Source organism: Streptomyces sp. NPDC047982, assembly GCF_043204165.1.
In the GTDB taxonomy this organism is placed as follows: domain Bacteria; phylum Actinomycetota; class Actinomycetes; order Streptomycetales; family Streptomycetaceae; genus Streptomyces.
Genome location: NZ_JBIDBS010000008.1, coordinates 260,692 through 284,066 on the forward strand (window position 1 = coordinate 260,692; position 23,375 = coordinate 284,066).

At 72.7% G+C, this 23,375-nt stretch carries 19 protein-coding genes; 9 read left to right on the plus strand and 10 right to left on the minus strand.

The window, feature by feature from the left end:
- Nucleotides 1-84: 84 nt before the first annotated feature.
- The 6 genes from cseC to ACGF2V_RS13210 all read right to left on the minus strand — a co-directional run bounded on the left by cseC (nt 85) and on the right by ACGF2V_RS13210 (nt 5,673).
- Nucleotides 85-1,560, minus strand: coding sequence for a two-component system sensor histidine kinase CseC (gene cseC, locus ACGF2V_RS13185; RefSeq protein WP_389043661.1), 1,476 nt, complete (start codon nt 1,558-1,560; stop codon nt 85-87).
- Entirely contained in the window at nt 1,449-2,150 is a 702-nt protein-coding gene (gene cseB / locus ACGF2V_RS13190; protein ID WP_362629335.1) for a two-component system response regulator CseB, read from the minus strand. Before cseB ends, cseC begins: the two co-directional genes overlap by 112 nt.
- A 10-nt stretch (nt 2,151-2,160) precedes the next feature.
- The gene (locus ACGF2V_RS13195; protein ID WP_362629332.1) at nt 2,161-2,937 is read right to left on the minus strand and encodes a hypothetical protein; all 777 of its coding nucleotides are present in this window, start codon (nt 2,935-2,937) and stop codon (nt 2,161-2,163) included.
- Nucleotides 2,925-3,557, minus strand: a complete 633-nt coding sequence (locus ACGF2V_RS13200; RefSeq protein WP_362629329.1) for a SigE family RNA polymerase sigma factor — start codon at nt 3,555-3,557, stop codon at nt 2,925-2,927. Before ACGF2V_RS13200 ends, ACGF2V_RS13195 begins: the two co-directional genes overlap by 13 nt.
- Before the next feature lie 191 nt (nt 3,558-3,748).
- Nucleotides 3,749-4,651, minus strand: a complete 903-nt coding sequence (locus ACGF2V_RS13205) for an A/G-specific adenine glycosylase (protein WP_362629326.1) — start codon at nt 4,649-4,651, stop codon at nt 3,749-3,751.
- Between the two features lie 362 nt (nt 4,652-5,013).
- Nucleotides 5,014-5,673 carry a phosphatase PAP2 family protein gene (locus tag ACGF2V_RS13210; RefSeq protein ID WP_362629323.1) on the minus strand — a complete coding sequence of 220 codons (660 nt, stop codon included), beginning with the start codon at nt 5,671-5,673 and terminating at the stop codon, nt 5,014-5,016.
- A gap of 177 nt (nt 5,674-5,850) precedes the next feature.
- Between ACGF2V_RS13210 and ACGF2V_RS13215 the strand changes: the two genes are divergently transcribed.
- Nucleotides 5,851-6,654, plus strand: coding sequence for a hypothetical protein (locus tag ACGF2V_RS13215; protein ID WP_362629320.1), 804 nt, complete (start codon nt 5,851-5,853; stop codon nt 6,652-6,654).
- 191 nt (nt 6,655-6,845) lie between these two features.
- On the opposite strand, the gene disA is transcribed toward ACGF2V_RS13215, so the two are convergent.
- A complete protein-coding gene (gene disA / locus ACGF2V_RS13220; protein WP_362629318.1) occupies nt 6,846-7,970 on the minus strand; it encodes a DNA integrity scanning diadenylate cyclase DisA in 1,125 nt (374 codons plus the stop codon).
- Between the two features lie 80 nt (nt 7,971-8,050).
- A complete protein-coding gene (gene radA, locus ACGF2V_RS13225; protein WP_362629315.1) occupies nt 8,051-9,463 on the minus strand; it encodes a DNA repair protein RadA in 1,413 nt (470 codons plus the stop codon).
- Between the two features lie 326 nt (nt 9,464-9,789).
- Here radA and ACGF2V_RS13230 point away from each other — a divergent pair, with 326 nt between their 5' ends.
- A complete protein-coding gene (locus ACGF2V_RS13230) occupies nt 9,790-11,718 on the plus strand; it encodes a hypothetical protein (RefSeq protein ID WP_362709708.1) in 1,929 nt (642 codons plus the stop codon).
- Between the two features lie 192 nt (nt 11,719-11,910).
- Here the strand turns inward: ACGF2V_RS13230 and ACGF2V_RS13235 are convergent, their stop codons facing one another.
- Nucleotides 11,911-12,804 (minus strand): hypothetical protein, encoded by an 894-nt coding sequence (locus ACGF2V_RS13235; protein WP_362629309.1) that lies wholly within the window; start codon nt 12,802-12,804, stop codon nt 11,911-11,913.
- Between the two features lie 40 nt (nt 12,805-12,844).
- Between ACGF2V_RS13235 and ACGF2V_RS13240 the strand changes: the two genes are divergently transcribed.
- The 3 genes from ACGF2V_RS13240 (at nt 12,845) to ilvD (ending at nt 17,144) form a co-directional block, all read left to right on the plus strand.
- Nucleotides 12,845-13,894: a Ppx/GppA phosphatase family protein gene (locus ACGF2V_RS13240; protein ID WP_362709705.1), complete on the plus strand. Its 1,050-nt coding sequence runs from the start codon at nt 12,845-12,847 to the stop codon at nt 13,892-13,894.
- 454 nt (nt 13,895-14,348) lie between these two features.
- Nucleotides 14,349-15,182, plus strand: a complete 834-nt coding sequence (locus ACGF2V_RS13245; protein ID WP_362629303.1) for a sugar phosphate isomerase/epimerase — start codon at nt 14,349-14,351, stop codon at nt 15,180-15,182.
- A gap of 111 nt (nt 15,183-15,293) precedes the next feature.
- The gene (ilvD, locus tag ACGF2V_RS13250; RefSeq protein WP_362709752.1) at nt 15,294-17,144 is read left to right on the plus strand and encodes a dihydroxy-acid dehydratase; all 1,851 of its coding nucleotides are present in this window, start codon (nt 15,294-15,296) and stop codon (nt 17,142-17,144) included.
- A 207-nt stretch (nt 17,145-17,351) separates the two neighbouring features.
- Here the strand turns inward: ilvD and ACGF2V_RS13255 are convergent, their stop codons facing one another.
- Entirely contained in the window at nt 17,352-19,676 is a 2,325-nt protein-coding gene (locus ACGF2V_RS13255; RefSeq protein ID WP_362709702.1) for a serine/threonine-protein kinase, read from the minus strand.
- Nucleotides 19,677-19,827: 151 nt separating this feature from the next.
- Here ACGF2V_RS13255 and ACGF2V_RS13260 point away from each other — a divergent pair, with 151 nt between their 5' ends.
- From ACGF2V_RS13260 to proC, 4 genes are all read left to right on the plus strand, one after another.
- Nucleotides 19,828-20,160 (plus strand): SH3 domain-containing protein, encoded by a 333-nt coding sequence (locus ACGF2V_RS13260; RefSeq protein ID WP_389043255.1) that lies wholly within the window; start codon nt 19,828-19,830, stop codon nt 20,158-20,160.
- 95 nt (nt 20,161-20,255) lie between these two features.
- The gene (locus tag ACGF2V_RS13265) at nt 20,256-20,837 is read left to right on the plus strand and encodes a hypothetical protein (protein WP_392911921.1); all 582 of its coding nucleotides are present in this window, start codon (nt 20,256-20,258) and stop codon (nt 20,835-20,837) included.
- Between the two features lie 120 nt (nt 20,838-20,957).
- Nucleotides 20,958-21,788: a class I SAM-dependent methyltransferase gene (locus ACGF2V_RS13270; protein WP_362629294.1), complete on the plus strand. Its 831-nt coding sequence runs from the start codon at nt 20,958-20,960 to the stop codon at nt 21,786-21,788.
- A gap of 115 nt (nt 21,789-21,903) precedes the next feature.
- Entirely contained in the window at nt 21,904-22,713 is an 810-nt protein-coding gene (gene proC, locus ACGF2V_RS13275; protein ID WP_362629291.1) for a pyrroline-5-carboxylate reductase, read from the plus strand.
- The last annotated feature ends 662 nt before the right edge of the window (nt 22,714-23,375 follow it).

Here is a 23,375-nt window from a genome sequence, read left to right on the forward strand (position 1 = left end):
CTCGCGCGGCGGGCTCCCGGGGCACACACCTCGGGGGCCCGCCGCGTCCGGTCCGGTCACGGCCCGGTCACCGCGGGCCCGGTCTCAGGCGCCGGACCGCGTCCGCCCCGCCGCGTCGCCGTCCGCCGCGCGCTGCTCGGACAGGCGCAGGACCGGGAAGCTGCCGGTGTTCGTCGGCGCGTGCTCGGGCAGCCACAGGACGGCAATCGCCCCGCCCGTCCCCTTCGCCGCGCCCTCCGGGGCCGCGTTGCGGAAGGTCAGCCGGGCCCCGAGGACCCGCGCCTGACCGGCGGCGATGGTCAGGCCGAGGCCGTGGCCGTGTCCGGCCCGGTCGCTGCTCCCGGTGCGGAACCGGCTCGGGCCCTCGCGCAGCAGGGCCGCCGGGAACCCGGGTCCGTGGTCACGGATCCGTACCACCCGGCCCTCGACCGTGACCTCCACCGGGGTGGCGCCGTGCTTCGCGGCGTTCCCCAGCAGATTGCCGATGATGCGCTCCAGGCGGCGCGGATCGGTACTGACCCACGACTCGTGGACGACCCGCACCCGCACGTCCGGGTCCAGCAGTGCGACGCGCCGACTGACGAACTCGCCCAGCGCGATCTCCTGGAGCTCGGCGCGTTCCGACGCGCTGTCCAGCCGGGCCACCTCCAGCACGTCCTCGACCAGGGTGCGCAACGCCTGCGCCCGGTCCCGTACCAGTTCGGTGGGGCGGCCGGGCGGCAGCAGCTCGGCCGCCGTCAGCAGGCCGGTCACCGGCGTGCGCAGCTCGTGCGCGATGTCCGCGGTGACCCGGCGCTCCGCCTCGATCCGCTCGTTCAGCGCGTCGGTCAGCGCGTCCACCGCGCGGGCCAGCTCGTCGGTCTCGTCCTGGACGACTCCGCCGACGGCCTCCCGCACCCGTACGTCCGTATTGCCCTGGGCGACCCTGCCCGCCGCGGCGGCGGCCTTGCGCAGCCGGCGCGACAGCTGCCCGCCGATCAGCACGCCCAGCGCACAGCTGCCGAGCACCACCGACACCGAGCCGATGATCAGCGCCCGGTCGAGGTCGCCCATGATCCTGGCACTGCGGCCGGTGAAGCGCGTGTGCAGCGAGAGCACGTCGTCGTTGCCGACCGGGACCGCCGCCCACACGTCGGGTACCCCGTTGCGCAGTATCTCGACGTGCGTGGCCCGGCGGTTCTTCCTGACCTCCGCGCGCAGACTGCCCGGCATCGTCGGATCGTTGAGCTTGGCGCCGAAACGGGGGTCGGCCCTCTGCGGCTTCTTCGCCTCGTACAGCAGCTGTGCGTACGTCAGCCGTGTCAGCTGGACCTCGCGCGCGTTCTCCAGCATCGAGACCCGGGCGGCGTTGTGGACGACGAAGCTGAGCGCCACCGCGGTCAGCGCGCCGACCGCGGCGATGGCGATGCTGATCTTCCAGCGGACGCTCGTCCGCAGCGCAGGCCGCCTCATGGCCTGAGTTTGTAGCCGAACCCGCGGACCGTCTCGATCCGGTCCTGGCCGATCTTGGTACGCAGTCGCTGCACATGGACGTCCACGACCCGGGTGTCCCCGCCCCAGCCGTAGTCCCAGACGCGCTCCAGGAGCTTGTCGCGGGAGAGCACCGTGCCCGGCGCGGCGGAGAACTCCAGCAGCAGCCGCATCTCGGTCGGCGTCAGCGCCACCTGCTCGCCGCTCCGGTGGACCTCCATGCCCTCGGTGTCGACCTCCAGGTCGCCGAAGACATGCACCCCGCCGACGGGCCGGGACTCCGGTTCGCCGCCCGGCTGCCCGCCCGAGGCGTGGCCGAAGCGCCGCAGCACGGCGCGGATCCGGGCGACCAGGACCGCCCCGTCGAAGGGCTTGGTGACGTAGTCGTCGGCGCCGGCCTCCAGACCGAGCACCACGTCGATCGAGTCCGCACGGGCCGACAGCATGATCACGGGGACCGTCGACTCGTCGCGGATGCGGCGGCAGAGACTGACCCCGTCCAGGCCCGGCACCATCACGTCGAGCAGGGCGATGTCGGGACGGTCGGTCCGGAACGCGTCGAGGCCCGACAGGCCGTCGGGCATCGCGGTGACCGTGAAGCCGTCGCGCTCCAGCGCGAGCTGGGTGGCCTCGCGGATGACGTCGTCGTCCTCGACGAACAGGACGTGGGTCTCGGCCATCGGACTGCTCTCAGTTCCCCGCCGGCTCGGCGGATTCCGGAAGTCCGGCTGTTCCGCTGCCGACGGCACGGTTGAAGTCGTTGTGCACGCGGTCGTGCTCGTTGAACCGGTCGCCCGACCAGCGGTAGGTGATCACATCCTCGCCCGAGGGGTACGCGACCGCGTCCTTCTTCCCGTACACCTGGGCCGTCACCACGAGATCGCCGCGGTCGATGGTGCCGTACACGGCGGGCTGCTCCATCGCGAACACGTTCCGGTAGAGGCCGCCGGCCTCCCTGCGGTACACGTATGTGCCGACCCCCACCGAATCGGCGCAGGTCATCACGTTCACCACGACATCGGCGGCGGATCCGCCGGTCAGCGTTCCGTACGAGGTGTCCACCGGGTACTCGGAGCCGGCGCAGGGCTTCAGATCCGCCTTCACCCGCTCGCTGACCTTGGTGTCCGTCTTGACCAGCCGCACGGGGTCCACCCGGAACGTGGGCTTCGCCGTGGACGCGCCGGGGCTCGGCGTGACCTGGGCGACCGGCTGGGTGCCCGCCGGGCCCTCGTCCCGGGTGCCGGTGCCGCCACTGGAACAGCCGGTCGCGAGCAGCGCGAGGGCGGTGAATCCGGCCAGGGTCGTGGCGCCCGCCGCCCAGCCGGTCCCTCCGGTCCGCCGGGTCCCCGCCGTACGACCGCTCAGGGACCGGACGCGGCGGACGGCGGCCCGACCGGCCTCGTCCCCACCGCCGTCACCGCTGCTTCTGCCGTCGTCGTCGCCGTCCCCGGCTGTCAGGCCGCGCACCGCTCCCGCCCCCGTTCGTCCATACGCCTGCCCGCCCGCTCCCGTACCCGGGTGCGCACCGCGGCGCTGGAGGCCGGACCGCGGTCGGCCGTCGGCCGCTTCTCGGCGAGCAGGGCCTCCCTGCTCGCCGCCTCACGGTTCTCCAGCTCCTCGCGCAGGCGTGCCAGCGCACGGTGCAGCGTGCTCTTCACCGTACCGGCCGACATGCCGAGCGCGGCAGCCGTCTCCTCCGTACTCATCTGCTCCCAGTGTCGCAGCACGACGACGCTGCGCTGCTTGGGAGCCAGGACGCCCAGCACGTCCATCAGCAGGGCCCGGTCGGCCCGCTGCTCGGTGCCGTCCTCGACGCTCGCGTCGGGCAGTTGCTCGGTGGGGACCTCGTCCAGTTTGCGGGCCCGCCACCACTCGGTACGGGTGTTGATCATGACGCGGCGCAGGTAGGCGTCGGCGAGGGACTTGTCGGCGATGCCGTCCCAGCGGCCGAACGTACGGGCCAGGGCGGTCTGCAGCAGGTCCTGCGCGTCCACCGGGTCGGGGACCAGCCGTCGCGCGCTGCGCAGCAGCGCGTCCTGCCGCGTACGCACGTACTCCTCGAACCCGAGTACCTCGCCCTGTGCCATTCCAACCGCCTCCGTCCCCGTGGAGCCCTGCTCGACCGCCGTCGCCCATCGATCGGTCGGGGCGACGTCGACGACGTTACGGAGCGGTTGTCACGAGGTTGTGCGCGGCAGCCATACGCGGACGCACGGCTGTCCATCGGTTGTGTAACAGCGGGCCTACGGGGTGGGGGCGAGCGGGGAGGGGCGGGGGCTCAGCTCAGCGGCAGCCGGTAGAGGCCGCCGGCCAGCGGTTCGACCAGGCCGTCCGAGACCAGGCCGTCCAGCGCGCGAGCGCGTTGCACCGGTTCGTCCCAGACCGCGTCCAGCGCCGACTGCGGAACCGGTGTCACGGCCTCGCGCAGCACGGCGAGCAGCCGCCCGCGTACCTGCCGGTCCGTTCCGGCGTATGTCTGGCCGCGTCGCGGCGGCCCCTGGTGGGCGGGCTTCCCGGCCAGCCGCCAGGCGCACTGCGAGGCGATCGGGCAGCGCGTGCAGTCCTCGTTCTTGGCGGTGCAGACGAGGGCGCCGAGCTCCATCGTCGCGGCGGCCCAGCGTGCGGCCCGCTCGTCCTCCTCGGGCAGCAGCGCGCGGGCCAGCTTGCGCTCGGCGGCGGTGGTGGCGTTCGGCGGGTACTGGATGCCGGTCGCGGCCCGGGCGAACACCCGGCGGACGTTCGTGTCGAGTACGGCGTGACGCTGGCCGTACGCGAACGAGGCCACGGCCGCCGCGGTGTACTCACCGATGCCGGGCAGCGCGAGCAACTGGGCGTGCTCGCGCGGTACGTCGCCGCCGTGCCGTTCCGTTATGGCCTGGGCGGCGCCGTGCAGGCGCAGGGCCCGGCGCGGGTAGCCGAGCCGGCCCCAGGCGCGGACCGCCTCGCCGGGCGGCTCGGCGGCCAGATCGGCCGGGCGCTGCCAGCGGTTCATCCACTGTTCGTAGACGGGGAGGACCCGGTTGACGGGGGTCTGCTGCAGCATGAACTCGCTCACCATCACACCCCAGGCGCCCGCTTCGGGGCGGCGCCAGGGCAGATCGCGGGCGTGCTGTTCGAACCACCCGATGACGGGAGTGTGGAGGGAGGCGGGGGACGTCTGTGTCGCAGTCATGGCAGTCATCGCACGGACGATCCTGGCACGGAAGAACAGACGATGGTCCCGCGCACGGTGGTGTCGCTCCGCGGGAGGGCCCTTGGGGTGATAATGCCACCCGTCTTGTCCCCCCGGTGTCCGGCAACCGGCCCAAGGGGGTGCGGGGCGGGCCGGGGTCACTCGGGCGGACCCGGGACCGCCCCGGGCGCGGGTGCGGGGTGGACCGGGCCAGCGGGCGCCCGGAACCGCCCAGGCGCCCCGGTCCGTTCGGGGCCGTCCGGTGTTCCGGGGTCCGTCCGGGTCCGTCCTGGTGCCGCGGTCCGACCGCGCATCCCGGTCCGCGCGGGTCCGCCCGGGTCCGCCCGGCGGGACCGGTTCAGCCGGTGCCGTCAGCGCCGCCTGGCGTGCCGCCGCCCCCGGCCGCCGCCGCGCTGTACGGCGCCCGTGCCCGGGCCGGAGAGCAGGGCGGCCACCGGTGCTCCGCTGCCCCGTACCGTCAGGGCGAGCGACCGCGTCGGGCGGCGCAGCACGAGCATCACCGCCGCCGCCACCAGTGCGCCCATGACCAGCCCCACCGCCACGTCGTGCGGATAGTGCACCCCGACGAAGACCCGGGAGAAGGCCATCAGCAGGGCCATGGGCACGGTGAGCCAGGCCAGCAGGGGCCGGCACATCGCCAGGGCGACGGCCGCCGCACCCGCGATCGCGGAATGGTTGCTGGGGAACGACCAGTCGCCCACCGGCGGACACGGCACCAGTGAGGCCGCCGCCCCCGCCACCGCGCGGCAGGGGCGTTCCTCGGTCACCACCGACTTCAGTGACTCGCTGACCACATAGCCGAAGGCGGTCGCGACGGGTGCGAGCACCGCCAGCGCGAGGGCACCCTCGTCGGCGCGGCGGGCCCGCCACCACCCGGTGATGAACAGGACGCCGAAGACCAGGAGACCGAACTCCGTCCATATCTCGGCCAGATGTTGCACCCATGACGGCATGTCATGAGCGAAGTCGGTGACGTCCCGGTAGAGCGGGGCAGTGGCTGAACTATCCATGTGACAGAGGGTAGTCAACCGGACGAGGTGCTCTTCCCCGGTGATCCCTGGACGAGGAAGAAGGCGACCCCTAGGACGGGGAAGAAGGGGACGAACCGAGATGATGATCCGTAAAACTTCGTGGTCCGGCGGCGGGTGGGGCGGGAGTCGGCGCGGATCTCTCGTACAGTTTGCGGCGTGGGATCTTTGCGTAATCCGATCGGGCCGCTTCCCTCCTCCATCTACTGGCGCCGGAGGGCTGTGGCGCTGACGCTTGTCGCGCTGCTCGTGCTGCTGATCGTGTGGGCCGTCACTTCCAACGGCAGCAAGGGGAACACGGACGACTCGCGGTCCGGCGGTTCGTCTCCTGTCCGGTCGATCACGCCGGGACCCACCCCGTCGGGCTCGGCCATCACCCAACAGCCGGGCGGACGCGACGAGTCCAGCGACTCGGACGGCGGATCGGACGGCGGCGGTACGGGCACGGGCACCGAGAACGGCACGAGCGGCACCGGCGACAGCGGTAGCGGCCCGGACGCCGGGACCGGGGGCGACGGCGGTGCGGCGAGCGCCCAGCAGGTCCCGGCGAACTCCCCGCTCCCCGCCTGCACGCCGGGCGCATTCCAGTTGAGCCTGAACACCGAGATCAGCTACGCCCCCGATGAGAAGCCGAAGTTCCGGCTGGTCGCCAGGAACACCTCGTCCACCGACTGCAAGGCCGACTTCGGGCCGAAGAACACGGTGCTCACCATCACCGAGGCTGGTGGCGACGACAACCAGGTGTGGTCGTCCAAGGACTGCCCGCGCGCCCCGGGAAGCGTGCTGCTGCGGGTCCCGGCGGGTGCGACCGTCGTCCACACCGTGGAGTGGGACCGCAAGAAGAGCGACGCGCGGTGCGTGACTTCGCCCGCCCGCTCCGCGCACCCCGGTACGTACCTGGTCGAGGCGAAGGCGCCGGGCGAGCCGGTGCAGCGGGCCTCGTTCGTCCTCGCGAAGGACTGAGGCGGTCACCGGGACACCGAGGGATCAAGCGGTCCCACCCGAGGGGCCAGGCGGCCCCACGAGGCGCCGGGGCGGGACGGGATCGTTCTCGGCCGGGCCGTGCTTGCGAGCGGACCGTCCCTGGGCGGACCATCCCAGGTGTACGTCCACAGGCGTACTGGTCTGGGGGACCGTACTCAGGCGGACCGAACTCAGACGTATCGTTCGAGGATCGACGACTCGGCCAGCCGTGAAAGCCCCTCGCGCACGCTGCGCGCCCGGGCCTCGCCGACTCCGTCGACCGTCTGGAGGTCGTCCACACTGGCGGCGAGCAGCTTCTGAAGCCCGCCGAAGTGCTCCACCAGCCGGTCGATGATCGCGCCGGGCAGCCGCGGCACCTTTGCCAGCAGCCGGAAACCGCGCGGCGAGACCGCCGAGTCAAGCGTCTCCGGCGCGCCGCTGTACCCCAGCGCCCTTGCCACCACGGGGAGTTCGAGCAGTTCGGTGTGGGTGAGCCCGTCGAGCTCGGTCAGCGCCTCGGCGACCGTACGGGACCGCTTCGCGGTCGGCTCCGGGACGTAGTCGCGCACGACCAGCTCGCGCTCCGGCTCGACGCCCGCGATCAACTCGTCGAGCTGGAGCGAGAGAAGCCGGCCGTCGGTGCCCAGCTCCACCACGTACTCGGCGATCTCGGCCGCGATCAGGCGGACCATCTCCAGCCGCTGCGCCACGGCCGCCACGTCCCGGACCGTCACCAGGTCCTCGATCTCCAGCGCCGACAGTGTGCCCGCGACCTCGTCGAGGCGGAGCTTGTACCGCTCCAGGGTGGCGAGCGCCTGATTGGCCCGGGAGAGGATCGCGGCGGACTCCTCCAGGACCCGGCGTTCCCCGTTCACGTACAGCGCGATCAGGCGCATCGACTGCGAGACCGAGACGACCGGGAAGTTGCACTGCTTGGAGACCCGGTCGGCCGTGCGGTGGCGGGTGCCGGTCTCCTCCGTGGGGATGGAGGCGTCCGGGACCAGCTGCACGCCGGCCCGCAGGATCTTGGTCATGTCCTTGTCGAGGATGAGCGCCCCGTCGAGCTTCGCCAGCTCGCGCAGGCGCGTCGCGGTGAACTCCACGTCCAGCACGAACCCGCCGGTGCACATCGACTCGACGGTCTTGTCCATGCCGAGCACGACCAGTCCGCCGGTGTTGCCGCGGAGGATGCGCTCCAGGCCGTCGCGCAGCGCCATTCCGGGCGCGACGGCGGACAACGAGGCGCGCATCAGCGCATCGCCACCGGTGCTTTGGCCGGACTTTCCGGGCGATGTTGCCCGGTCGCTGGCTGCCACTGCACTCCTCCGGTCGCGGGTTGGCGGTGCCCTTGTGTTCCTCAAACCGTTCGTACGGACGGGCGAGACCAGGGCAAAGTCTACCGGCGCGCGTTCTCCTCCTGGGGGGCCTGTGCGCGGGACCGGCGCGGGAGGACTCTCAGGGCATCACCCATATCGGCGACTTCTATGACCTTCATGCCGGCCGGAACCTTTCCCGGATCGGTCGGAACCAGCGCGTGCGTGAAGCCCAGACGGTGAGCCTCGGCGAGCCTGCGCTGGACCCCCGTGACCCGCCTGACCTCGCCCGCGAGGCCCACCTCGCCGATCGCCACGAGGTTCTTGGGAAGGGGGGTGTCGCTCGCCGCGCTGGCCAGCGCCAGCGCGACCGCGAGGTCCGCGGCGGGCTCGGAGAGCTTCACGCCGCCGACCGTCGCGCTGTAGATGTCCCGCTTGCCGAGCGCGCTGATCCGGCCGCGCTGCTCCAGCACCGCCAGCATCATCGAGACCCGGGACGTCTCCAGTCCGGAGGTGGTGCGCCGGGGCGACGGGATCTGCGAGTCGACCGTCAGCGCCTGGACCTCGGCGACGAGCGGGCGCTTGCCCTCCAGGGTGACGGTCAGGCAGGTGCCGGGCACGGGCTCGTCGCGGCGGGTGAGGAACAGCCCGGACGGGTCGGCGAGGCCGGTGATGCCCTCGTCGTGCAGCTCGAAGCAGCCGACCTCGTCGGTCGCGCCGTACCTGTTCTTGACGCCGCGGACGAGCCGCAGCCGGGCATGGCGGTCGCCCTCGAAGGACAGCACCACGTCGACGAGATGCTCCAGCAGCCGCGGCCCCGCGATCGCTCCCTCCTTGGTGACGTGGCCGACCAGGAGCGTCGACATGCCGCGCTCCTTGGATGCCCGGATGAGCGCCCCGGCGACCTCCCTCACCTGCGCCATGCCCCCCGGTGCGCCGTCGATCTCGGGGGATGCGACGGTCTGCACCGAGTCCAGGACGAGGAGCGAGGGCTTGACGGCGTCCAGGTGGCCGAGGACCGCCGACAGGTCCGTCTCGGCGGCGAGGAACAGGTGGTCGTTGATCGCCCGGATCCGGTCGGCGCGCAGCCGCACCTGGCTCGCGGACTCCTCGGCCGTGACGTACAGCGTGCGGTGGTCCCCGCTCGACGCCTTGGCGGCCACGTCCAGCAACAGCGTCGACTTCCCGACGCCCGGCTCGCCCGCGAGCAGGACGACGGCGCCCGGGACGAGGCCGCCGCCCAGCACCCGGTCCAGCTCGCTGACGCCGGTCGACCGGGCGGTGGCCTGCCGGCTGTCGACCTGGCCGATGGGCAGCGCGGCGGTGCTGACCCGTCCGGCCGCGGTGGTCCGCACGGCGGGGGCGCCGCCGAACTCCTCGACCGTCCCCCAGGCGTGGCACTCGGGGCAGCGGCCGAGCCATTTGGCGGTGGTCCAGCCGCATTCGGTGCAGCGGTAGGACGGCCGGTCCTTCGCGGTTTTCGTACGGGCAGCCATGACGCAACCGTATAGGCGGGGTACGACAGCGCCGCCGCGGGCGGTCCGGGCCGTGGTGCCGGGCATCGGTTCGCGGTGTCCCGGCGGCGGTCCGGCCGGGTGCGGCGGCGCCCGGCGCGGTCCGGAAAACGCGGTGTGCGCGGGCGTGCGCTCACCAGCATGAATGTCATATCCGGCGGAATATCAGGTTCGAGCACGAGGAATCACGGCCGAATCAGGGCCGAATCAGGGATTCCTGTCCCCTTTCGAGCGATACGTTCACCCGTAAGGGTTAAATGTGCTGAAGGGAAGCCAAAGGCGTGCTCCCTGCTGCCTACGGTCTCCGGATGACGAGCAGCAGGCTGGAGCCCCCCACGCACACCACCGGCGCACACCGGTCGCGGATCCGTGCGCCCCACTCCTCGACGCAGCCTGTGCCGCAGCGGCTCCCCGGGCGCTGCGAGCCGCATCTCGACGGCCTGTTCACCTACTGCCTCTCCGTGCTCTGCGACCACGACGCCGCCACGGAGGCGCTCGGTGGTGTGCTGGCGATCGCCGAACGGCAGGAGGGGCGGTGCCCGGAGGGGGAGGAGGAACGTAAATCCTGGCTGTACGCGCTGGCCAGGTGGATGTGCCTGCGCATGCTCGCCGAGCGGAAGCAGGGCCACCGGGCGCGCCGGCACAAGGCCGGGAAGCCGCCCGCGAGGCAATCGGCCCAGCAGGAGACGAAGCGCGGACGGGAGGCCGGGCGAGAGTCGAAGCGGGCGGGCGGCCCTCCGGGCAAGCAGCCGGACGGCCCGACCACACAGGGGGCGCGCACCGGGCGCCGTACGCCCCCCGCCGTCGTCACGACGGCCCCGGCCCCCGCCCTCGACCCTGTTCCCCACCCCGCTCTCGCCCCCTTCGCGCCGGGTGGTGCGCCGACGGGCCGGGAGCGCCCCGCCGAATCCGAGGCCGCCGCCGAGGCGCACCGCCGTGAACTCGCCAAGCTGGCCTGGCCCGAGGCGGCGGGCACCACTCCCGAGCAGCGCGAGGCGCTCGAACTCGCCGTGCGCCACCGTCTCGGCCCGCGCGCCGTCGCCTCCGTGCTGGGGCTCGAACCGGCGGCCGCCCGTGAACTCCTGGCCGCCGCCGCCTGCGAGGTGGAGCGCACCCGTGCCGCCCTCGCCGTCGTCGAGTCCGGCAACTGTCCCACCGTCGCCCGGCTCACCGGGGGGCATCGCGTCCTGCTCTCGGCGACCCTGCGCCGGGAACTCGTCCGTCACGTCGACGACTGCCCCCGTTGCCGCCGGGCCGCCGAGCGGGTGGGCGCCGACGGCCCCTGGCCGGGCGTGGCCGTCGCCCAGGCCACCGCGCTGCCGGTCGTGCCGGCCCCGCGGCCCTCCGCGTACGTCGCGATGGTCCACGCCCGGCGGAACCGGTCCGGCGGGCCCCGGTTCGACCGGGCCGGCTTCCCCCTGCACCCGAAGGACCACGCCGCGCGCAGGGACCGGCTGAGGGCCAGGGTCGTGACGACGACGGTGGTGGCCACGGTCGTCGCCGCCCCGGTGATCGCGCTGTGGACCGCCTATCGCGGCGCTCCGGAGACCGGCGAGGGGCGCGAGGGCTCCTCGGTCACGGCGACCGGGACGGATCTCCACCACGAGTTCGACGACCCGCGCGGCCACTACGAGAACGCGGGAAGCATGCGGTCCCGGCCCGGCTCCGGCGACGGCGGCGCGGCGGAGGTCTCGGCCGAGGTGATCAACGTGGGCCCGGTGTCCGGCCGGGGCGGCGGGCTCACCGTCGAGGCGCGTTCGTACGGTGCCACGACCCTGATCCGCCTGACCGCCTCGGGTGGCGCCCCGGTCGCCTGGTCGGCCCGCGCGGACGTGTCGTGGCTGCGCCTCGGCAGTTCCTCGGGCACGCTCGCCGCGGGCGAGAGCGTCACCGTACGGGTCCTGGTGGACCGCTCGCGCGAACCCGTCGGCCGCTGGAGCGCGCGCGTCGTTCTCGCCCCCTCGGCTTCCGTCGTGGCCATCCGGGGGAACGGGGCGACGGCGCCGTCGCCCGGCGGCCCGGCCCGTCCGGGTGCGTCCGCCTCCTCCGGACCGTCCGTACCCCCGCAGCAGCCCACGTCCTCGCCGGGGCCCACGCGGCCGGCCGACCCGACACCCACGCCGACCGACCCCGCGCCGTCACCGACGGAACCGGAACCCACCGAACCCGCGCCGACCCCGGACCCGACCGGTACGTCGCCGTCCGCCGAACCGGGCGGCTCCGCGCGGAGGCGCTGAGGGCAGCCCGGGCCCGGGACCGACCCGACGGCAGATGCCAGGAAAGACGGCAGATGCCAGGAAAGACGGCAGATGCCAGGAAAGACGGACCGGGACCGACCCGACGGCCCTGCCGCCCCGGACCGCCCGGGCTCTTCCACCCGGGGGCCGGGCGGTCGCGTCGCGTTTTGCCGTGCTCCGCCGCGGCGGCCGTCAGGCGGGATCCGCCGGGCGATCCACCGGGTCCGCCGGGTGCGGGGCCATCGGCAGCAGCGAGGCCATCCGCTCCTCGCACAGCTCCACCAGACGCTCGTACCCCTCCTTGCCCATCAGCTCGGTCAGCTCCGGGCGGTAGGACACGTACACCGGCTTCCCGGCGCCGTGCGCCGACGTCGCCGAGGTGCACCACCAGTGCAGGTCGTGACCGCCCGGCCCCCAGCCCCGGCGGTCGTACTCACCGATGGACACCTGGAGCACACGCGTGTCGTCGGGCCGGTCGATCCACTCGTACGTACGCCGGATCGGCAGCTGCCAACAGACGTCCGGCTTGGTCTCCAGGGGCTCCCTGCCCTCCCGCAGCGCCAGGATGTGCAGCGAGCAGCCCGCGCCGGCGGGGAAGCCCGGGCGATTCTGGAAGATGCACGAACCCTTCCAGCGCCGCGTCTGGCGCTCCCCGTCGTCGTCGACCTGGACCCAGCCCGTCTCCGTACCGACGTCGTGGAACTGCCACAGCTCGGGTGTCAGCCGCTCGACGTGGCCCGCCACCCGCTCCTCGTCCTCCTCGTCCGAGAAGTGCGCGCCCAGCGTGCAGCACCCGTCGTCCGCGCGGCCCGCCTGGATGCCCTGGCAGCCGCTGCCGAAGACGCAGGTCCACCTGGAGGTCAGCCAGGTCAGGTCGCAGCGGAAGACCTGCTCGTCGTCGGCGGGGTCGGGAAACTCGACCCAGGCGCGGGCGAAGTCGAGGTCGACCTCGTCCTCGGACCGGACCGGTCCGTCCACTCCCTGCCGCCGCATCTCCTGCTTCGCTTCCTGCCGCTTCGTGTCCTGCTTCTTCGTGTTCTTGGTCTTCGCGTTTTTGCCCGGCTTCGCCTTTTTCGTCTTTGGCACGCGCCCAGAGTAAGTCCGCGGTGCCGGTAGCGTTCCTGGTATGAGACTCGGAGTCCTCGACGTGGGTTCGAACACAGTGCATCTGCTGGTGGTGGACGCGCACCCCGGAGCCCGCCCGCTGCCGGCGCACTCGCACAAGGCGGAGCTGCGCCTGGCCGAACTCCTCGACGAGGACGGGGCGATAGGCCCCGGCGGCGTGGACCGGCTGGTGGCCACGATCAGCGACGCGCTCCAGGCGGCCGAGGACAAGGGGTGCGAGGACGTCCTGCCGTTCGCCACGTCCGCGGTGCGGGAGGCGAGCAACGCGGACCAGGTGCTGGCCCGGGTGCGGAACGAGACGGGCGTCGACCTCGCCGTGCTCAGCGGTGCGGAGGAGGCGCGGCTCACGTTCCTCGCCGTGCGCCGCTGGTTCGGCTGGTCGGCGGGCCGGCTGCTGGTCCTGGACATCGGGGGCGGCTCGCTGGAGGTCGCGTACGGCATCGACGAGGAACCGGACGCGGCGGTGTCGCTGCCGCTCGGGGCGGGCCGGCTGACCACGGGATGGCTGCCGGGCGATCCACCGGACCCGGCGGACGTGAAGGTATTGCGCCGCCATGTACGGGCCGGTATCGCCCGGAGTGTCGGGGAGTTCAACCGCCTCGGGCGTCCCGACCATGTCGTGGCCACGTCCAAGACGTTCAAGCAGCTCGCCAGGATCGCGGGCGCCGCGCGTTCCAACAACGACCTGTACATCCAGCGGGGGCTCACCCGCAAGGCACTGGAGGAGTGGGTGCCGCGGCTCGCGGAGATGACCGTCGAACAGCGCGTCACACTGCCCGGCGTCTCCGAGGGCCGGGCCCGGCAGCTGCTGGCCGGGGCACTGGTCGCGGAGGGCGCTATGGATCTGTTCGGGATCGAAGAGCTGGAGATCTGTCCGTGGGCGCTGCGCGAGGGCGTCATCCTGCGCCGCCTGGACCACCTGCCGGCGGAACGAGCCGCGCTGGGCAGCGCCGGGGGCGAGCCGCGCCGGAGGACGGACCCGGCGGGGAGCGGTCAGCCCGGGCTCCGGTTGATCCCGTCCAAGGGCGGTCCGGGTTCGGAAGCCGGGTAGGCGGCCCGCCCCGGACCTTGAACCGAGCGGGCGGATCCGGCCCGGAGGTGGGGCCCCAGAGGCCGCGCGGGCCCCGGAGGCAGGTTCGGCAGGCGGTCCACCGGGGCGGCGAACGGTCCACCGGGGCGGCGAACGGTCCACCGGGTGGCAAACCGCCGCGTCGGCGGCAGTCCACCGGGCCGGCGCACGGCCCGTTCCAGTTCCCCCGCCCCCCGCCGTCCCGCGCGCTGCTGGTTCCTGCGCCCCGGCAAACGTTCCGTGCCGGCTCGCGCGCCGCCGGTTCCTGCGCCTCGGCAACGTTCCGCGCCGGTTCCCTCGCCGCCGCCACGTTCTGTGCCGGTCCGCGCCGAACCGGGTGAAGAGGACCGGGCCGTGCGCCGCGTTCGGCCATGTCTCTCGTCACTTTCCGCCGAGGTCCCTCGGCGCCGCGTACGCGTGCCCGTACGCTGTCCCAGTGGCAGAACCAGTGGTGCGCATCCCGCATGCGAAGGTCGCCCTGTCCACGGCCTCCGTCTACCCGGAGACGACATCGACGGCCTTCGAGATCGCCGCGCGTCTCGGTTACGACGGCGTCGAGGTCATGGTGTGGACCGACCCCGTCAGCCAGGACATCGAGGCATTGCGGCGGCTCTCGGACCACCACGGCGTACCGATCCTCGCCGTTCACGCGCCCTGTCTGCTGATCACGCAGCGCGTCTGGTCCACCGATCCGTGGGTGAAGCTCCAGCGCGCCCGCGCCGCCGCGGAGAAGCTCGGGGCGACGACCGTCGTCGTCCATCCCCCGTTCCGCTGGCAGCGCGGCTACGCACGTGACTTCGTCACCGGGATCTGGCGCATGGCGGACGAGACCGATGTCCGGTTCGCAGTCGAGAACATGTATCCGTGGCGGTACCGGGACCGCGAGATGCTCGCGTACGCCCCGGCCTGGGACGTCACCGACGACGACTACCGCCACTTCACCGTGGACCTCTCGCACACCGCGACGGCCCGCACGGACGGCATGGCCATGGTCGAACGGATGGGCGACCGGCTCGCCCACGTCCATCTCGCCGACGGCAAGGGCTCCAACAAGGACGAGCACCTGGTGCCCGGACGCGGCGACCAGCCCTGCGCCGAACTCCTGGAGCGCCTGGCCCGCACCGGCTTCGGCGGCCACGTCGTCATCGAGGTCAACACCCGCCGCGCGATGTCCTCCGCCGAACGTGAGGCCGATCTGGCGGAGGCGCTCGCGTTCACCCGGCTCCACCTGGCGTCCTCCTCGACCAAGGTGCCGCGCCACCGCCCGTGAGCCGGTCCGGGCACCGAGCAGCCCGTCTCGCACTCCGGACAGAATGTCCAGATCTTGGAGTCGTGGGCGTACTCTCGGAATAGTCTTTTCATGTCGAAGGAGCGAGAGACGATGCCCCAGCTGAGGTCCCGCACTGTCACCCATGGCCGCAACATGGCGGGCGCACGCGCCCTTATGCGGGCCTCGGGCGTAGCGAGCGAGGACATCGGCAAGCCGATCATCGCGGTCGCCAACTCCTTCACCGAGTTCGTCCCCGGTCATACGCATCTCGCCCCGGTCGGCCGGATCGTCTCCGAGGCCATCCGGGCCGCGGGCGCCGTGCCGCGCGAGTTCAACACGATCGCCGTCGACGACGGCATCGCGATGGGGCACGGCGGAATGCTGTACAGCCTCCCCTCCCGCGACCTGATCGCCGACTCCGTCGAGTACATGGTCGAGGCGCACTGCGCGGACGCGCTGATCTGCATCTCCAACTGCGACAAGATCACCCCGGGCATGCTGATGGCCGCGATGCGCCTCGACATCCCGACGGTCTTCGTCTCCGGCGGCCCGATGGAGGCCGGCAAGGCCACGCTCGTCGACGGCACGGTCCGCAAGCTCGACCTGATCAACGCGATCAGCGATGCGGTGAACGAGAACGTCTCGGACGAGGACATCCTCCGCATCGAGGAGAACGCCTGCCCCACCTGCGGCAGCTGTTCCGGCATGTTCACCGCCAACTCGATGAACTGCCTGACCGAGGCCCTCGGCCTTTCCCTCCCCGGCAACGGCTCCGTCCTCGCCACGCACACCGCCCGCAGGGCGCTGTACGAGGAGGCCGGCCGCACGGTCGTCGAGATCACCAAGCGCTACTACGAGCAGGACGACGCGTCGGTCCTGCCCCGCTCCATCGGCACCCGTGTCGCGTTCGAGAACGCCATGGCGCTCGACATCGCCATGGGCGGCTCCACCAACACGATCCTGCACCTGCTCGCCGCCGCCCAGGAGGCCGAGCTGGACTACGACCTGGCCGACATCGACGCGATCTCGCGCCGCGTTCCGTGCCTCGCGAAGGTCGCACCCAACGTCGCCCCCGGCGGCACGTACTACATGGAGGACGTGCACCGGGCGGGCGGTATCCCCGCCATCCTCGGCGAACTGCACCGAGGCGGTCTGCTCAACGAGGACGTGCACGCGGTCCACTCCGACTCCCTCGCCCAGTGGTTGAAGGACTGGGATGTCCGCGGTGGCTCTCCGTCCCCCGAGGCCGTCGAGCTGTGGCACGCGGCCCCCGGATGCGTCCGTTCCGCGACCGCGTTCTCGCAGTCCGAGCGCTGGGAGACCCTCGACCTGGACGCGGCCGGCGGCTGCATCCGCGACCTGGCGCACGCGTACTCCGCGGACGGCGGCCTCGCGGTCCTCAAGGGCAACCTCGCCGCGGACGGCTGCGTCGTGAAGACTGCGGGCGTCGACGAGTCGATCTGGACCTTCGAGGGCCCGGCGGTCGTCTGCGAGTCGCAGGAGGAGGCCGTCGACAAGATCCTCCGCAAGGAGGTCAAGGAGGGCGACGTCGTCGTCATCCGCTTCGAGGGCCCGCGCGGCGGCCCTGGCATGCAGGAGATGCTCTACCCCACGTCCTTCCTCAAGGGCCGCGGCCTCGGCAAGAGCTGCGCCCTGGTGACCGACGGCCGCTTCTCCGGCGGTACGTCGGGCCTGTCCATCGGGCACGCGTCGCCGGAGGCCGCCTCCGGCGGCACGATCGCGCTCGTCGAGGACGGCGACCGGATCCGGATCGACATCCCGAACCGGTCGATCGAACTCCTCGTCCCCGAGGCCGAGTTGGCCGCCCGACGCGAGGCGCTGAACGGTGCGTACGCGCCGAGGAACCGGGACCGCAAGGTCAGCGCGGCGCTTCGCGCCTACGCGGCGATGGCGACGAGCGCGGACCGGGGCGCGGTGCGGGACGTGTCCAAGCTCGGCTGAGCCGGGCGCCGTCCGCGTACGGGCACGGGTCGGACGGCCGAGAGGCCCGAGAACACCGGGAGCGCCCAAAAGAATCGCCAAGGCGGCCAAGGCGGCCAAGACCGGGACGACCGGGCGGACCGGGAAGGCCGGGACTTTGACCGGGCGACCGAGAAGATCGGGAAAACTGGGAAGACCGGGAAGGCCGGGAAGGCCAGAGGACCCCGCTCACCAGCGAGCGGGGTCCTCGCCGTCGACGGCGAACACGGACCCGTCGGGCGCCGTGCCGAACACCGCCCGGCCCACGGCGACGGGAGCGGGCAGCTCCGACGCGTAGGTGAGCGTGCCGTTCCGCAGCCGGGGGCCCGTCTGCCCCAGCAGCTTCCCGTGTTCGGTGTCCACGGCGAGCAGGCGCCCGTCGGCCGCCGAGAAGTACAGCCGGTCCGGTCGGCCGCGCCCGTCTCCGGCGGCGAGCACGGGCGCCGACGTCCGCCCTGCCGCGGTCTCCAGCTGCCAGCGAACCGTTCCGCCACCGTCCGGACGCAGGTCGACGGCGACCAGGCTTCCGCCGCGGGCCAGCAGATAGGCGCTGTCCCCTCCCACCACGGCCTCCGGTTCGTTCATCCGGAATGGCAGTTCCACCCGCGTGACGCGCCGCCGCTCCGGGTCGTAGCGGACGAGTCCGACCGTCTGGGCGTCCCCGTTCATCGACGTCAGGACGAGCGAACCGTCCGCGGTCCCCACCGGGGTGAGCATGCCGTCCAGCCGCCGCTGCCACGCCGTGTGCCCCGTCGTCGCGTCGACGGCGGTGACGAGCGTGGTCGCCCCGTCGGCCGAGTGCTCGAAGGCGTAGGCAAGCTCCGGCCCGCCGTCGTACAGCGCGTAGTCGGGGCGCTGGTGGCCCGGGACCGAGTGCCGCCAGCGGGACACGCCGGTCGCGGAGTCGAGCGCCTCGGTCGTGCCGTCCTCGGCGGTCAGCAGCAGGGTGTCGCCCGCGGCGAAGGGGACGCCGAGGTACGGGGAGAGGTCCGCCTCCCAGACCCGTTCGCCCTTCTTGGGGTCGTACGCCCGGACCTTCCGGCCCGGCACCGCCGTGTGTACCAGACCGCCGGAGACCGACACCACGGAGGCGGCCGGGCCGGTTCCGACGGAGCGGCGGGACCACAGCACGCGGCCGTCCTCGGGGGCCAGCCGGGCGACCGCGACGCCGTGCGCGGCGCAGTACAGCGCGACGGACGGGCCGGACGCCCCGGCGCCCTTCGTGTCCCCGGCGTCGCCCGCGCCCTTCGTGTCCTCGGCGTTCTGGGCCGGGTACGCGTGGCAGACCGGTGTGGGACCACCCGTTCCACCCGTGGCCGGGGGCGTGGCCGGGAGCGGGGTCCGCCACGGCGCGGACACGGACATCGCCGGAGCCTTCGCCCGCCCCGCCCCGCCCGAGCCGCCCGCCGTGGCGAACGCCCACACTCCGCCGGCGCCCAGGGCGATAAGCGCGGCGGCGACCACCGGCCACCGCCACCGCCTGCCCCCGCCGGTAGCCGCGTCGGCTTTCCGCCCGGCCGTACGCGCACTCACATGCGTGTCGGCCTCCGTGCCCGCCCCGGCGTCCTCGGCCCCGGCCCACGCGGCGACGCCCGAGCCGGCGACCCCGGAGGTCTCCCGCGCCGCCGCTCCCTCCGGAGGACCTTCCGTACGACGCCGCTGGGACGGTATGAACGCGGCGGCGTCGTACGACGGAGGACGCAGCGCCGCCATGACCTCGTCCGGCGTGGGCCGCTGCGCGGGGTCCTTCGCCAGGCACCGGGCGATCAGCGGGGCCAGTTCCTCGGGCACCCCCGCTAGATCGGCCTCGTCGTGCACCACCTGGTAGGCCACGATGTACGGGCTGTCGGAGTCGAAGGGCCCCCGGCCGGTCGCCGCGTGGACGAGCACGGACCCCAGGGCGAACACGTCGGCGGCGGGCCCGACCTCGCGCGGCCGCTGGAACTGCTCGGGCGCCATGTACGGCGGCGAGCCGATCAGCTTGCCCGTCTCGGTGCGCAGATCGCTGTCGTACGGACGGGAGATCCCGAAGTCGATGACCTTGGGCCCGGAGTCGGAGAGCAGGACGTTGCTCGGCTTGAGGTCGCGGTGGATCACCCCGGCCCGATGGATGTCACGCAGCGCCTCGGCCAGCCCCGCCGTCAGCCTGCGCAGCTCGGCGGGGGCCATCGGACCGTTCCGCTTCACCTGGTCGGAGAGCGTGGGGCCGGGCACGTACAGCGTGGCCATCCAGGGCCGCGCGGCATCCGGATCGGCATCGACGACCGGCGCGGTGAATGCCCCGCTGACCCGTCTCGCCGCCCCGACCTCCTGCCGGAAACGTGCCCTGAACTCGGGATCCGCGGAGTAGTGTTCGTGCACCACCTTGACCGCGAGCTGGAGTCCCGAGGCGGAGCGCGCCAGGTGCACGACGCCCATGCCGCCCGCGCCGAGACATGCTTCGAGGCGGTACTGGCCGGCGTACTCCGGATGCTCCGCTTCCGGATCGGCGCCGGCACCTCGCAGCGGCGGCATCGCCCACCCCCGTGTGTTCGTCCGCGAGCGCGACGCACGGAGCCTAGTCGATGGTGCGTGCGATGACGGTGGGGGCTTGTAGCCTGCGCGTCGTACACGTCGTACACATCGATTCTCGACGGGGGAGGGCCGCACGGCCATGGAAGAGCGCATGGAAGAGCACACCGGGACGACCACGGACGCCGCCGCGGCCGAGGGCACGGCCGAGGACATGGCGACGCTCGCGGGCGACGACGTCCCCCGCTACCCGATCGCACCCGGCCACCGCGTCAACGTCCGCAGGGGGCCGGGCACCCAGTACGGCATCGTCCGGACGCTCCCGTACGGAATGAAGGTCCCGGTCTACTGCCAGAAGGCGGGCGAGCGTGTCAGCGGCCCGTACGGCACCTCGAACATCTGGGACAACATCGCCAACGGCCAGTTCGTGGCGGACGTCTACGTCCGTACGGGCAGCGACGGCTACATCGCCCCGCGCTGCGACTGACCCGACCACCGGCCACTCACCACGACCACGGCCGGGCCGGGCGGGCGCGGCCCGGGGACGGACGAACCGGAAACGGCCCGGGGATAATCGACTCCGTGAGCGACAACAGCGAAGCCCCCGGCGCCGACGCCGCCGCCAGGTGCGGCGGCGCCGAGCAGCCCCGTTCCACTGTGTCCACCGGGTCCACCGCGCCCGGCCCGCAGCCCGAGCCCCTGCCCTTCTTCGGCACGACCTGGGTCGAGCACGACGGGGGCTACGGGCTACGCCGGGCCGTGGCGGCGGTCGGCTCGCTCGCCACCACGGTCGCCGCCTGCTTCGTGCTCCGCTTCGCCTACCAGGGGCTGGAGATCGCCGACGTCGGCAACACCGTCGGCATGCTGGTGATCGTGATGTTCGCGATCTGCAGCGCCATCGCCTTCCGCAAGACCTGGGAGGGATTCGGCCGACGGCCCGCCGACCCGGCGCGCGAGGCGAGCCTGCGGGGGCTGAAGACGATCGGCTTCATCGGTTCGCTGCTCGCCTACTTTCTCCGCACGTTCATGGAGGCGCCGGGCGAGCGACTGCGCCGCGCGGAGTACGAGGAGGCCCTGGCCCGCTACGCGAAGCGCCGTTCGACCCGTACCGGAAACCCGGCCGCACGCAAGGGCGCCAAGGGCAAGCGCCCCAAGCGCAAGTAGCCCGCGCTCCCGGCCCGGCCCCGGCGCACGGACCTCCCGACCGACCCCGGTGCGCATGTCCGATCCGGCGGGTACACGAAAACCCCGGCGGGCGACGCCAGGATGGACCACGATTCCCCCATGCCGCCTTCCGACACCGCACATACCTCCACGGACCGGCCCACAGGCACCTTTGAGGGCACTTCCGCAGGCACCGGCGAGGGCGCCACTGCGCCCCGCGCGCTCTCCTTCGACCGTGCCGCCGCCCAGTACGAAGCGGCCCGCCCCGGATATCCGGCCGCCCTCTTCGATGCCGTCGAGGAACTGGCCGGCCGCCCCCTGCGGGGCGCCCGTACCGTCGACGTGGGCGCCGGCACCGGCATCGCCACCCGGCTGCTCCTCGACCGGGGAGCCCGGGTCCTCGCCGTCGAACCCGGCCCCGGCATGGCGGGCGAACTGCACCGGACGCTCCCGCACGTCCCGGTCGTGCGCGGCGACGGAAACCGCCTGCCCATCGCCACGGCCTGCGCCGACCTGATCACGTACGCCCAGTCCTGGCACTGGACGGACCCGGGCCTGTCCGTTCCCGAGGCCCTGCGCGTCCTGCGCCCCGGTGGCGCGCTCGCCCTCTGGTGGAACGTCTCCGACCGATCCGTCCCGTGGATCGCCGAGCAGGACGTTCGCCTGCGCCGCTTTTTCGGCGCCGAGGACAGCGCGCACGGATCCCCGGTCCCCTCCCGGGACCTGCCGCCCGGACTCCGCTTCGTGGACCGCTCGGTGGGCTGGACGCGGCGGGTCTCCCTCGACACCCACCTCGCCAACCTCGGCAGCCACTCCGCCTTCCTCGTCCTCGGCGACGGGGCCGCGCGGCGCTTCCTCGACGAGGAACGCGACCGGCTCGCGGAGATCTTCCCGGATCGCACGGTCGAGGAGAGCTACGTGGTCGACCTGAGCGTGGCCGTCCGCCCGTAACGAACCCCGCCCACGGTGCGAGGATGGCGCCAGGACCACCACGACCAGCTCGACCACCGCGAACCGACGAACGAACGCGACGAGCACCGCGAGCACAGCCCGGAGGGTGAACCACATGACCCAGACAGTCGCCGTTCTCGGCACCGGCAAGATCGGGGAGGCCCTCCTCAGCGGCATGATCCGGGCGGGCTGGCATCCGGCGGACCTGCTGGTCACCACCCGCCGCTCCGAACGCGCCCGGGAACTGCACGACCGCTACGGCGTCGACTCCGTCAGCAACGCCGAGGCCGCCAAGCGCGCCGACATCCTCATCCTCGCGGTGAAGCCCCAGGACATGGGCCGGCTCCTCGACGAACTGGCCGCGCACGTCACCGCCGACCGCCTGGTCATCAGCGCCGCCGCGGGCATCACCACCGCGTTCATCGAGGACCGCCTCGCCGCGAACACCCCCGTCGTACGCGTCATGCCGAACACCCCCGTCCTCGTCGACGAGGGCATGTCCGTCATCTCCGCGGGCAGCCACGCCACCCCCGAACACCTCGCCGCCGCCGAGGCGATTTTCGGCGGCGTCGGCAAGACCCTGCGGGTCCCGGAGTCCCAGCAGGACGCGGCGACCGCCCTCTCCGGCTCGGGCCCCGCATACTTCTACTTCCTCGTCGAGGCGATGACCGACGCCGGAATCCTGCTCGGCCTGCCCCGCGCCCAGGCTCACGAACTGATCGTCCAGGCCGCCATCGGCGCCGCGGTGATGCTCCGCGACAGCGGCGAGCACCCGGTCAAGCTCCGCGAGGCCGTCACCAGCCCGGCCGGTACCACCATCAGCGCCATCCGCGAACTGGAGAACCATGGCGTCCGCGCCGCGCTCATCGCCGCCCTCGAAGCCGCCCGCGACCGCAGCCGCGAGCTCGCCTCGGGCAACGGCTGAACCCGCGTCAGGCGACGGCGACGGCCGCCCGGCCGCCTCGATCAGCTCCGCGCCGCGCGCGACCGCCGCGAACCCACCGCCGTGCAACGACACGGCGGTGGGTTCACGCCAACTCGTCCGCCCCCAGCTGCCACCCCAAACGGCCCGACCAGTTCGAAGGTGTACGTCGCGCCCCACCTCTCCACGAGCCCGCGTGACTACCGCCGGGCCTTCCTCCTCGCCTTGACCAGCCGGAGGTTGACACTCCGCTCCCACATCCGTAAGGTGCTCCGAGTTGTCCGAAGCGAGCGCCGACCTGGTCGGTCCCCGGACAGCCATTCCGCAGTAACCACATTCGGTCGACGGCACCTGCCGCCGTGCTGTTTGTGTGTATGTGTGAAATGAGGAATCCGCGCTCCGAGGAACGCGAACCCCGATTAGCGTCGAGGCCCGTGATTCCGCTAAAGTCTCGCTTGCTTGAAGGGCCTGACGGCCCCGATCGCAAATCCCGCCGACTGGGAATCAGGCCCGAAAGGATCTGATAGAGTCGGACTCGCCGGAAAGGGAAACGCGAAAGCGTGGAACTGGAAGGCGGACCCGCTTCGACCGGGAATCGGACACGAAAGAGTCTGATAGAGTCGGAAACGCAAGACCGAAGGGAAAATGCCCGGAGGAAAGCCTGG